The sequence below is a fragment of the Phenylobacterium sp. genome (assembly GCF_030651755.1).
Taxonomy (GTDB): domain Bacteria; phylum Pseudomonadota; class Alphaproteobacteria; order Caulobacterales; family Caulobacteraceae; genus Phenylobacterium.
In genome coordinates, this window is record NZ_JAUSBZ010000150.1 from 13,580 (window position 1) to 24,834 (window position 11,255).

Annotated in this window: 12 protein-coding genes and 1 tRNA gene; 5 read left to right on the forward strand and 8 right to left on the reverse strand. The window is 67.1% G+C overall.

Annotated features, from left to right (window positions below; genetic code table 11):
• Positions 1-181 precede the first annotated feature (181 nt).
• Positions 182-257: transfer RNA gene (locus Q7V15_RS14375), tRNA-Ile, on the reverse strand.
• A gap of 148 nt (positions 258-405) precedes the next feature.
• Here Q7V15_RS14375 and Q7V15_RS14380 point away from each other — a divergent pair.
• Positions 406-1,155 (forward strand): SIMPL domain-containing protein, encoded by a 750-nt coding sequence (locus tag Q7V15_RS14380; protein WP_304756414.1) that lies wholly within the window; start codon positions 406-408, stop codon positions 1,153-1,155.
• A 35-nt stretch (positions 1,156-1,190) separates the two neighbouring features.
• On the opposite strand, the gene Q7V15_RS14385 is transcribed toward Q7V15_RS14380, so the two are convergent.
• The 3 genes from Q7V15_RS14385 to Q7V15_RS14395 all read right to left on the reverse strand — a co-directional run bounded on the left by Q7V15_RS14385 (position 1,191) and on the right by Q7V15_RS14395 (position 3,074).
• On the reverse strand, positions 1,191-1,649 hold the full coding sequence (locus tag Q7V15_RS14385; RefSeq protein WP_304756415.1) for a hypothetical protein: 459 nt from the start codon (positions 1,647-1,649) through the stop codon (positions 1,191-1,193).
• The gene (gene panD / locus Q7V15_RS14390) at positions 1,649-2,005 is read right to left on the reverse strand and encodes an aspartate 1-decarboxylase (RefSeq protein ID WP_304756417.1); all 357 of its coding nucleotides are present in this window, start codon (positions 2,003-2,005) and stop codon (positions 1,649-1,651) included. Before panD ends, Q7V15_RS14385 begins: the two co-directional genes overlap by 1 nt.
• Before the next feature lie 160 nt (positions 2,006-2,165).
• Positions 2,166-3,074 (reverse strand): alpha/beta hydrolase, encoded by a 909-nt coding sequence (locus tag Q7V15_RS14395; RefSeq protein WP_304756418.1) that lies wholly within the window; start codon positions 3,072-3,074, stop codon positions 2,166-2,168.
• Between the two features lie 97 nt (positions 3,075-3,171).
• Here Q7V15_RS14395 and Q7V15_RS14400 point away from each other — a divergent pair, with 97 nt between their 5' ends.
• Entirely contained in the window at positions 3,172-4,407 is a 1,236-nt protein-coding gene (locus Q7V15_RS14400; RefSeq protein ID WP_304756420.1) for a serine hydrolase, read from the forward strand.
• 20 nt (positions 4,408-4,427) lie between these two features.
• Here Q7V15_RS14400 and Q7V15_RS14405 read toward each other — a convergent pair whose 3' ends face one another.
• Positions 4,428-4,784: a hypothetical protein gene (locus tag Q7V15_RS14405; protein ID WP_304756422.1), complete on the reverse strand. Its 357-nt coding sequence runs from the start codon at positions 4,782-4,784 to the stop codon at positions 4,428-4,430.
• A 96-nt stretch (positions 4,785-4,880) separates the two neighbouring features.
• On the opposite strand from Q7V15_RS14405, the gene Q7V15_RS14410 reads away from it, so the two are divergent.
• Positions 4,881-5,501 (forward strand): TIGR02466 family protein, encoded by a 621-nt coding sequence (locus Q7V15_RS14410; protein WP_304756423.1) that lies wholly within the window; start codon positions 4,881-4,883, stop codon positions 5,499-5,501.
• A 77-nt stretch (positions 5,502-5,578) separates the two neighbouring features.
• A complete protein-coding gene (locus Q7V15_RS14415) occupies positions 5,579-5,806 on the forward strand; it encodes a flagellar hook protein FlgE (protein ID WP_304756424.1) in 228 nt (75 codons plus the stop codon).
• On the opposite strand, the gene Q7V15_RS14420 is transcribed toward Q7V15_RS14415, so the two are convergent.
• Positions 5,803-6,426 (reverse strand): histidine phosphatase family protein, encoded by a 624-nt coding sequence (locus Q7V15_RS14420; protein ID WP_304756425.1) that lies wholly within the window; start codon positions 6,424-6,426, stop codon positions 5,803-5,805. The genes Q7V15_RS14415 and Q7V15_RS14420 overlap by 4 nt on opposite strands.
• A gap of 182 nt (positions 6,427-6,608) precedes the next feature.
• On the opposite strand from Q7V15_RS14420, the gene coaD reads away from it, so the two are divergent.
• Positions 6,609-7,142, forward strand: coding sequence for a pantetheine-phosphate adenylyltransferase (coaD, locus tag Q7V15_RS14425; protein WP_304756426.1), 534 nt, complete (start codon positions 6,609-6,611; stop codon positions 7,140-7,142).
• Positions 7,143-7,329: 187 nt separating this feature from the next.
• Here coaD and rpoD read toward each other — a convergent pair whose 3' ends face one another.
• Positions 7,330-9,261 carry an RNA polymerase sigma factor RpoD gene (gene rpoD / locus Q7V15_RS14430; protein ID WP_304756427.1) on the reverse strand — a complete coding sequence of 644 codons (1,932 nt, stop codon included), beginning with the start codon at positions 9,259-9,261 and terminating at the stop codon, positions 7,330-7,332.
• Positions 9,262-9,360: 99 nt separating this feature from the next.
• Entirely contained in the window at positions 9,361-11,244 is a 1,884-nt protein-coding gene (dnaG, locus tag Q7V15_RS14435) for a DNA primase (protein WP_304756460.1), read from the reverse strand.
• Between the last annotated feature and the right edge of the window lie 11 nt (positions 11,245-11,255).

Consider the following 11,255-nt stretch of genomic DNA (forward strand, 5'->3'; position numbering starts at 1 on the left):
CACTATTAAGATGATTTAATAATTTGGAGCGCGCAGACAATATAATAACAGCATTGTGGCGCACACTATAGATGACCTAAAGTGCAAACATGCGCTCCGCTCGCTTTGTGCAACCGATACTACACTAATTTGCGGACTGTCGTTACTTTTACAATGCGCCGCGTGCAAGTAAGACTTCCGCTGGTGGGCCCGGCAGGACTCGAACCTGCAACCAGACCGTTATGAGCGGCCGGCTCTAACCATTGAGCTACAGGCCCCATCAGCGGAGGGCTTGCGGTTAGCATGGGCTGCACGCAGCTTAAAGCTCCGGTTCAGGTTCAGCTTGCGAGGGTGGAACGTGTCGGCTGTCGCGAGGGTTCTCGCTGTGGCCTATGGTCAAGTTTCAAACGGACTGGGAGATCCCCTATGAAGACCCTATTGCGCGCTGGCGTGCTCAGCCTGAGCCTGGCGGCCCTCGCCCCCGCCGCTCTGGCTCAGACAGCGCCTGCGCCGGCCGCCCCCGCGGCCGACTCCATGTTCCGTGCCACCACTCTCAACCTGTCGGGCATGGGCGAGGTCGATGTGGCGCCCGACATGGCGATGATCAGCCTGGGCGTGCAGACCGAGGCCCCCACCGCCCAGGCGGCCATGCAGGCCAATGCGCAGCAGATGACCCGGGTGATGGCCGCGCTCAATCGGGCGGGCATCCAGGCGCGCGACATCCAGACGTCCAATCTCAATCTGAGCGCACAGTACGACTATGTTCAGAACGAGCCCCCTCGCCTGCGGGGCTATCAGGCCAGCAACCAGGTGACGGTGAAGGTCCGTGACCTGGCCCGCCTCGGCGCAGCCGTCGACGCCACGGTCAATGCCGGCGCCAACCAGATCAACAGCATCAGCTTTGGCCTGAACGACCGCAGCCAGGCCGAGAACCAGGCCCGCCAGGCCGCCGTCCGCGACCTGCAGGCCAAGGCCCAGCTCTACGCCCAGGCCACCGGCTACCGGGTCGGCCGCCTGGTGACCCTGAGCGAGGGCGCGACCTATTCGGCGCCGCAGCCGCCCATGCCCTACATGGCCATGGCCCGGGCCGAGAGCATGAAGGACTCCACGCCGGTCTCCGGCGGCGAACTGACCGTGCGGGTGGATGTTTCAGGTCTCTATGAACTAACCCGTTAGGACGACATGGGCCTTCGCTCGTCTTGAGCGGAGGCCTACTCCACGCCGGCGGCGAAGGCGCCCGCCAGCCGGTCGGCCATGATCATCCCGGGCAGGGCCCGGGGACCTTCCATCACCGCAGCGAAGACCAGATCCTGCCCAGCCACGGGGCCCGCCGCCCAGCCGACGCTGCGGGAGCCGTCGGCGGCGGTGGGGCAGCTGGTCGTCACCGCCGTCGCTGTGGAGCCCAGCGCCTTCAGCAGATCTTCCACGGTTCGCACGGGCGTGTCCTGGCACGCGGGGTAGGACCGCGCGCAGACGGTGTTGGAGCCATAGCGATAGACGATCCGGCCGGAGGCGCGGTCGGCCACCAGCACGCAGGTGGAGGGATCTCCGATCCTTGACCCGATCTCCCGGTCGAGCACGGCGGTGTCGACCCCATCTGGGGCCGTCGGCGCGCAGGCGGCGATCAGGGTGGCGGCGGCCAGGGCAAGGGCGGCGCGCCAGCGGCCCATCAGGCGGCCTGCTTCATCTCATTGCCATCGTCCAACAGCACGACGGTCGGGGCGTAGTTGCGAGCCTCTTCGGCTGGCAGCATGCCGTAGGTCACCACAATGACCTTGTCGCCCTTCTGGACCAGCCGGGCGGCCGCGCCGTTCACGCCGATCACCCGCGAGCCCCGCGGCGCCTCGATGGCGTAGGTGGTGAACCGCGCGCCGGTGGTGATGTTCAGCACATCGACCTGCTCGTGCGGCAGGATGCCAGAGGCGTCCAGCAGGTCGCGGTCGATGGCGATAGAGCCTTCGTAGTCCAGGTCGGCCTGGGTCACCGTAGCGCGGTGAAGCTTGGCCTTCATGAGGGTGACCAGCATGGGCGGAGCGCGTCCTTGCGTTCACGAGAACTGACAGGTCCGCCAGCCCGAAGGCTGATGGGGAAGAGGCATATACGCACTTCAACCCTCCGGTTCAATTGCCGCGTTGCAATAGGCTGACCCAAGGGAAGCGGCGGCTGAGCCTTTACGGCGTAAGGGGTCAGGGTGTCTGGCGCGCCGCAACCTTGTCCCCCGGCCCGGCGACCTGGGTGTGCCGACGCAGGAAGGCGCTCATATCCGCCAGCACCGTCGCCCGCCCCCGCAGGGGCCGGGACAGGGCCAGCAGCACGCCCGCATGGCCAAGACCGGGATAGGTTTTCGTCTCCACGGCCACACCCTGGGCGCGCAGGGCCGCGGCCAGGGCCTCGGTGTTGCGGGGCCGGACGACGCTGTCGCTGTCGCCGGTGGCCAGGAAGGTCGGGGGCGCCTGAGCGTCCGCCAGGTTGATCGGCTGGGTGGCGGCCAGATCCTCGGCGGCGCCGAACACCCCGCGCACCGTTTCCCCCTCCAGGGGCAGGAAGTCATAGGGTCCCGCCAGGCCCGCCACCGCCCGGATGCGGGACGGATCGACGCCGGCCGCCTGCAGATAGCGGCGATCCAGGCCCAGCATCACCGCACTATAGGCCCCGGCCGAGTGGCCGATCAGCACGATCTGGCTGGGATCGCCCCCATAGCGGGCGGCGTTCTCCACCGCCCAGGCGACCGCCGCCGCGCCGTCCTCCAGAAAAGCCGGATAGGCGACCTCGGGATAGAGCCGGTAGTCCGGGGCCAGGGCCAGGAAGCCCTCGGCGGCCAGGGCGCGCCCCACCCAGCCATAGTCCTGCCGACGGCCGTCCTCCCAGGTGCCGCCATAGAAGAACACCGCCACCGGCGCCCCCTTGGCGCCCTGCGGCGGGGCGTAGAGGTCCAGGCGCTGACGGGGTTCGGGACCATAGGCCAGGCCCTGGCCCGTCTGCTGAGCGCGGTCGGTGGGGGTCAGGGTCGCAAAGGCGGTCAGCGGAGAACAGGCGCTCAGCGCCAGGCCGAGACAGGCGAGCGCCAGGGCCTGACGCAGGGGCGGCAAGGTCATGGTCTGGGGTCTCCTGGGTTCGGCTTGACGTCGGCGCGCCGTCCCGGCGCTATGGCGGCCAGCATCACATGAACGACTCTACGAAGGGATGACACCGATGGATGGGGATTTCTCCGCAAGCGGCATGGAGGCCATCGGTCCGGCGCTGCAGGGGGTGGTCGATTCCGGCGACCTGTCGGGTTTCGTCACCCTGGTGTGGCGCAAGGGCGAGGTGGTCCAGGTGGATACGATCGGCCGTCGCGACATCGGCGGCGACAAGCCCATGACCCGGGACACCATCTTCCGCATCGCCTCGATGACCAAGCCGATCACCTCGGTGGCGGCCCTGATGCTGCTGGAGGAAGGCCGTCTGCAGCTGGAGGACCCGATCACCCGCTGGGCCCCGGAATTTTCCGACATGCGGGTGCTGAAGGCCGCCGACGGCCCCCTGGACCAGACGGTCCCGGCGAGCCGCGAGATCACCATCGAGGATCTCATGACCCATCGGGCAGGCCTCGCCTATGGATTCACCTCCGTCGGGCCCATCGCTCAGGCCCATGAGAAGGCCCTGGGGCCGGCGCTCGGCACCCCACTGACCCCCGACGAATGGATGAAGCGCCTGAGCGAGCTTCCCCTCAGCTATCAGCCCGGCGCGCGGTTCCACTACAGCCACGCCACCGACGTCCTGGGCTTCATCGTCGCCCGTATCGAGGGCAAGCCCCTGGACCAGGTGCTGCAGGACCGGATCTTCGGCCCGCTGGGCATGACCGACACCGCCTTCCATGTGCCGCCGGAGAAGCTGGACCGGGGGGCCAAGCTCTACCGGATCAATCCGAAGACCGACGCCATGGAAGAGGTCCCCTTCCCCTACCATCCGGCCCCGCCGGTCTTCGCCGCCGGCGGCGGGGGTCTCGTCTCCACCGCCGACGACTATCTGAAGTTCGCGCGCCTGATGCTGGGCAAGGGCGAGGTGGACGGGGTGCGCCTGCTGAAGACGGCGACGGTCGAGATGATGACCGCCGACCGGCTGACTGATGCCCAGAAGGCCATCCCGTTCATGGGCATTCCCTTCTGGCTGGGCCAGGGCTTTGGCCTCGGCGTCTCGGTGATCACCGATCCGGTGAAACAGGCCTGGATGGGGGCTGGAAACGCCGGCGCCTTTGGCTGGCCCGGCGCCTTTGGCACCTGGTGGCAGGCCGATCCGCAGGCCGACATGGTGCTGATCTATCTGATCCAGAACTCAATCGAGCTTGGACCTGAGGCCGCCGCCCAACTGGCCACAGGCCAGCGCATGGGCGGTCGCGCCGCCCTGCCGGTCTTCCAGAAGATGGTCTACGGCGCCCTGGGGAGCTAATGCCGCCAGGGCGGTCTGCGTCAGCCCCGCGGGGCGACGCAGATCGGCCGGCCCTGGAACGTATCGCCGATCAGGCTTCCGTCCCGGGCGGCTTCGCGACGCGCCATGTTCAGAGCCACCGTTTCGCCAGGCGGGTTCTGGCCAGGCGCGCAGACGGCGACCTTGGTGCGCATCCCCTGCGGGCAGCTGCAGATGTCCTCGCGCTTGTCCAGGCGGCTGGCGGGGACCTTACAGATCACCGGTAATGTCGCCCCACTGACGTCGAGACAGACCTCGGTCGTGGTGGGCGTGAGATAATTTTGGGCCGGCTGCGCCTGGACTGCGCCAGCGCCAAGAGCCAGCAGGGCAAGGGCGGCGACGAGGGATAGGGATTTCATGTCAGAGTCCTCCAGGCCAAGCATAAGCCCTTAAAATACGGCGCGTTTCGGGCGCGCGGCTTTCCCTTGGTGATCGTGTGATGTAAGCGCCCGATCATGAGCCTGCGCCCCCTGTTCGTCACCCAAATCTATGAAGCCTCCCTGGCCGGGGAGGCGGGCTTCGCCGACCTCAACGTCGAGTTGGAAGAGGCCGTCGAAATGCTGGCCGCCGAGGACGGCGCCGGGCGGGCCTGGTGCAAGGCCAATTCCTATGGGGGCTACACCTCCTACGCCTCCCTCGACGACCTGCCGCAGCGGGCGACGGTGTTCTCTCATCTGAAAACCAAGCTGGATCGCCACGCCAAGGCCTACGCCGAGGCCCTGCACCTCGACCTTGGCGCCCGACGACTGAAGCTCGACAGCCTCTGGGTCAATCTGCTGAAGCCCGGCGCTGGCCATAGCGGCCACATCCATCCCCACAGCGTGCTGTCGGGCACGGTCTATGTGCGCACCCCGCCCGGCGCCAGCGCGCTCAAGCTGGAAGATCCCCGCCTGCCCCTGATGATGGCCGCCCCGCCCCGCCTGGCCGAGGCGCCGGAGACCGAGCGCAGCTTCGTCTATCTGCAGCCGCAGCCCGGCACGATCCTGATGTGGGAAAGCTGGCTGCGTCACGAGGTGCCGGCCAACGCCGCCAAGACGCCGCGGATCAGCATCAGTTTCAACTACGGCTGGCGTTAAACGACCGGCGTTCACCATTCTTGCAAGCGGAGCCTTAACCGCAGGGCGCGCAGAGTGTCTGGGCAGGAGAACCGCCCATGGACCCCATCGCCACCGCCAGCTACGGCATGCTCGCCGCCAGCCGCCGCTTCGAAGCCTCCGCCCAGCGCACCGCCACCATGGGCGTCGAAGGCTCGACCTCCAGCTATGAGCGGGAGGCCGTTGAGCAGATCACGGCCAAGCACCAGTTCAAGGCTAACCTCGCCACCATCGGCGCGGCCCAGTCCATGTGGGACGCCCTGCTGCGCCTGCAGGAACGCCGCTAGAGCCGCATCGCCGACAGCTCGGCCCAGCCGGGGCCCGAGGTGATCGTGTCGATATCGCCCCAGCTGTCGCCAACGCGCCGCAGCGGCGAGGTTCCGAGCAGGAGATAGCCGCCGCCGCTGGGATTGGGGGCCTTGGACTCCTGTCCGATCGCGACCTTCTGAAGGGCGGCGGTCAGCAACTGGCCGACACCCCCATGGGACACCACGATGGTGAGGCCAGGCTTGGCCTCCCCTTCGACCCGCTCCATCGCCGCCAGGATTCGGTTCTGGGCGTCCCGGGCGGTCTCCCAACCCAGCACGCTATCGTCTGGATGGGCGAAGAACGCGGCCACCACCTCCCAGAACCGCGGCGGCGCGATATAGCCGGTGGCCGAGCGGTCGTTCTCCCCCAGCCGGCTATCGACCTGGTGGGGCGCCCGTAGCCGTTCCGACAGGATCGCGGCCCCATCCATCGCCTTCTGCTCATCGCTCGACCAGACAGCGCGAACCGGCAGACCGGTAAGCGCCTCAGCCAGGGCTTCCATACGCGCCCGCCCCTTGGCCGACAGGGGCCAACGGGGCACCGGCACGTCGGGATCGATCACGACCTCTGGGTGGGTGACGAAGAGAATTCTGGCCATGACGCGCTCTTGCTGGGACGCGCCTGTTTGCGACAAGGCCGCGCCTGGCGCCAGTCTCCGGCCCGCCCGCAACGGGCCAGTATCCTTGCTCGGGTCCTTTGTTGGAGGCGATCAGCGCACAAGCCGCCTTGCATCGGGCGGTGGGTCATCGGAGGCTGCGCCCCTGGCCCACAGGTGGTGCGATGCAATTGAACAAGCCTCAGCGGACGAAAGCCCTCTATGCGGGCTCCTTCGATCCCGTGACGCGCGGCCACCTCGACATCATCCGCAAGGCGCTCATGACCTTTGACGGCGTACATGTCGCTGTCGGCACCAATGTGCGGAAGCAGCGGGCCTTCAGCGTAGAGCAGAGCACAGAACTCATTCGCCGCTCGGTGCTGGACCTCTGGCCGGACGCCGGCGCAATCCTCGATCAGTCCCTCGAGGTCGGCGAATACGCCCGCCAGAGCCTGGTCCGCTATGCGCGGGCCATCGGGGCCACCCACATCGTGCGCGGCCTGCGCGAGGCGACCAACTTCCATGAAGAATTCAATCTCCACGGCCTGGCCGAGCGGCTCGACCCCACGATCCCGATGGTCCACTTCATCTGCGACGCGCAGTTCCTCCACATCTCCTCCAGCACCGCCAAGGAGCTCGAGTCGGTCGGCGAGGACATCAGCTGGCTGGTCATGCCGTCGGTCGAAGCGGCTTTCCGCGCGCGGCGGGGCCACGGCTAGCGCGTAGCGCAAGAAAAGTCGGGACACGAAGAACACAAAGGGGCGCGAAGGACACGAAGGACCGGCGGCGTCGCCTTTGTGTCCTTCGCGCCCCTTCGTGGCCTTTGTGTCCCCTCTTATTAGGAGGAACCCCTGGATCGCCTGGCGCAACGAAAAACCCCGCCGTTTCCGGCGGGGTTCTGGGGTTTTAGCTGTCGAGGAAGCTGCGGAGTTTTCGCGAGCGGCTCGGGTGCTTGAGCTTGCGCAGCGCCTTGGCCTCGATCTGGCGGATCCGTTCGCGGGTGACGCTGAACTGCTGGCCGACCTCTTCCAGCGTGTGGTCGGTGTTCATGCCGATGCCGAAGCGCATGCGCAGAACCCGCTCTTCCCGCGGGGTCAGCGAGGCCAGCACCCGGGTGGTGGTTTCGCGCAGGTTGGACTGGATGGCCGCATCGATGGGCAGGATGGCGTTCTTGTCCTCGATGAAGTCGCCCAGGTGTGAGTCTTCCTCGTCGCCGATGGGGGTTTCGAGGCTGATCGGCTCCTTGGCGATCTTCAGGACCTTGCGGACCTTTTCCAGCGGCATGGCCAGCTTCTCGGCCAGTTCCTCCGGGGTCGGCTCGCGGCCGATCTCGTGCAGCATCTGGCGCGAGGTGCGGACGATCTTGTTGATCGTCTCGATCATGTGCACCGGGATGCGGATGGTCCGGGCCTGGTCGGCGATCGAGCGGGTGATCGCCTGCCGGATCCACCAGGTGGCGTAGGTGGAGAACTTGTAGCCGCGGCGGTACTCGAACTTATCTACCGCCTTCATCAGGCCGATATTGCCCTCCTGGATCAGGTCCAGGAACTGCAGGCCGCGGTTGGTGTATTTCTTGGCGATGGAGATGACGAGGCGCAGGTTGGCCTCGACCATTTCCTTCTTGGCCTGACGGGCCTCGCGCTCGCCCTTCTGCACGGTCTGGACGATCCGGCGATAGTCATCGATGGCCACGCCGGTCTCGGTGGCGAGCGCGGCGATCTCTGTGCGGATGTCGTTGATCTGGCCCGCGTCGTTCTCGGTGAACTTGGTCCAGCGAACCCCCAGTTCCTTGACCTTGTCTGTCCAGTTGGGATCGAGCTCGGCGCCGAAATAGGCCTTAAGGAACTCCAGGCGGCTGATGCCATAGGAGTCGGCCAGACGCAGCAGGCGGCCTTCCAGGCCCATCAGGCGCTTGTTGATTGCATAGAGCTGCTCAACAAGGGCCTCAATGCGGTTGTTGTTGAGCTTGAGCGTCTTCAGGTGCTGGACGATGACCGTGGTCGCCGCCTCAAAGGCCTTGCGATCAGCGTCGCCAAGGTCTTCGCCGGCCAGCCTGCGGGCCACCAGCTTTTCCTGAAGGCGGCGGAAGGCGTCGAATTCGGAGGCGATGGCGTCGAGGGTCTCCATGACGCCGTCGCGTAGCTCGGCCTCCATGGCGCTGATGGTGGGGCCAGCGCCGTCGTCGAAATCGTCGTCGTCGTCGTCGCCCTCACCTTCGGCCTTGGCCTCACCGGGGACAGGCTCGCCGGCCGGCTTGACCTCGGCGGTCTCTTCCTCGGTCCCGGTGTTCTGGCCGCCATAGGTTTGTTCGAGGTCGATCACCTCGCGCAGGAGAATTCGACCCGAGGCCAGCTCCTCGCGCCAGACCATGATGGCCTCGAAGGTCAGGGCGCTTTCGCACAGACCCCGGATCATGGTGTCGCGACCGGCTTCGATCCGTTTGGCGATGGCGATCTCGCCCTCGCGGGAGAGCAGCTCCACCGAACCCATTTCACGCAGGTACATGCGCACGGGGTCATCGGTACGGTCGTAGGCGGGTTCCTTGGTCGTCTCGACGACGGCGGTCTCCTCGCGGACCGCGACCTCGCCGCCCTCGGCGTCCTCTTCGGCCTCGACGACGTTGACGCCCATCTCCGAGAGCATGGCCAGGGTGTCTTCGATCGCCTCGGAGGTCACTTCCTCCGACGGCAGGACCTTGTTCAGCTCGTCCATGGTGACGTAGCCGCGGGTCTTGGCCTGCTTGATGAACTTCTTGACCGCGGCGTCCGTCAGGTCGAGCAGCGGACCATCGCTGGTCTGGGCTTCGGTCGTTTCCGCTTCGGCCGTATTGGTGCTCATCGAATTCTCCGGTTCGGTCCGCCGCCTCCTGCAAGGAACGGGCCGATTATGACTAACAGGGGCCGAATGGGCCGTATGGAGTACGACCCGAAACCGGCTTCAATCGTTCCACTCTCTGGTCGCGCGTCTGAGTGCGTCGCGTTCCCCCTTGAGACGCTCGAAGGCTTCCATGTCCGAACGACCTCGAAGGTTTCCCTTCGAGGCGTCGAGCGCCTTGTCGAGCGACGCCAGCCGTGAGAGGCGGGCGAAGGCTTGCGACCACTGCGAATTCGCGGCTTCGAGGGAGACATCCGGTTTCAAAAAGGGCGCGCCCGATTTCGCAGCGGCCCGGTCGATGTCTGTCAGCAGCGCATTAAACCCGCATAGTGCGAGATGGCGCGTCAGGCTGTCGGAGTCAAGGTGGTCAGACTCCAGTCGCAGGCGAATGATTTCCTTGACCAATTCGCAGAGCGCCGGTTCGCCGAAGCCATCCGTGGCGAAAGCGTCCTCAAGATGGTCCTCCAGGACGGCTGGCCGGGCCAGGGCAAACGCGGCCAGGGCCGCCGCCGCCGGCTCAAGGCCCCGGGCCAGCTGACCTGCCGCCGCCTTGCCCCGGGCGGTGGGGGGTTGGGCCTGTTCCCAGGCGTTGTCGCGCCCCTTCCAGCGCCCCTGGCGCGGACCCGCAGGCCGCCAGGGCGGCCGCTGGCCGGGGGCGCTGTCGGCCTTGCGGAACAGGCCATCATAGCGTTCCAGCAGGTCCTGCCGGTAGGCCTGTTGCAGGTCGCTGTCGGCGATGGATGCGGCGGCTTGTCGCAGACGGCCCTTCAGCCCCGCACGGCGTTCGGGCGTGTCCAGGGGTTCGAGGTCGCGTTCACGCTCGAACAGAGCCTGGGCGAAGGGCGTGGTCGTGGCCAGCTGCTGGCGCAGGGCGACTGGCCCCTGCTCACGGAGCACGTCATCGGGATCCTTGCCGCCCTCGACCAGAGAGAACTGGAAGCTCTTGCCGGGCTTCAGGATCGGCAGGGCGCGATCCATGGCGCGGAAGGCGGCCTGCCGGCCGGCGCGGTCACCGTCGAAGCACAGGGTCGGCTCGGGGTGGAGCCGCCAGAGCATCTCCATCTGCTCTTCGGTCAGGGCCGTGCCCATGGGCGCCACCGCCGCGACGCCCGCCCGATGGCAGGCGATGGCGTCCATATAGCCTTCCACCACCACCAGGGAGGGGTTCTCGCCCGATGGCGCGGCCCCCAGGATCTTGCGCGCCTCGCCCATTCCATAGAGCACATGGCCCTTGTGGAAGACCGAGGTCTCCGGGCCGTTCAGATATTTGGCCCGGGCCTTGGGATCCATGGCCCGGCCGCCGAAGGAGACGAAGCGCCCTCGCCCATCGGCGATGGGAAACATGATCCGATCGCGGAAGCGGTCATAGGGCGCCCCGCCGTCCTCGGGCGCGATCAGCAGGCCCGCCTCCACCAGCTCCCCCGGGCGCGCGCCCTTGGCCACCAGATAGTCCTTCAACGCTGTGCGCCCGCCCGGCGCATAGCCGATGCCGAACCGCGCCCATTCCGCCTCTGGCAGGCCGCGGGCGGCGAGGTAGTCGCGGGCCTCCCGGCCAACGGGGCGCCTAAGCTCGGCCTGGAACCAGGCCCCGGCCTGCTCCAGCCATTCGGCCAGGCCCTGGCGCACCCGGTCGCGCTCAGCCGATTGCGGATCGGGCGCCGGCATGGGCACCCCAGCCTCTGCGGCCAGACGCTCGACGGCCTCGACGAAGGTCAGCCGCTCGGTCTCCTGCAGGAAGGTGATCAGGTCGCCGGTCTTGCCCGAGGAGAAGTCGAAGAACTGGCCCTTGTCGTCGTTGACGAAAAACGACGGGCTCCGCTCCTTGGTGAAGGGCGACAGGCCGACGAACTCCCGGCCCTGCTTGCGCAGTTTCACCGTGCGCCCGATCACGTCGGAGGGGCGCAGGCGGGCCTTGATCTCGTCGAGGAACCGTTCGTCAAACTTCACCCCCGACATAT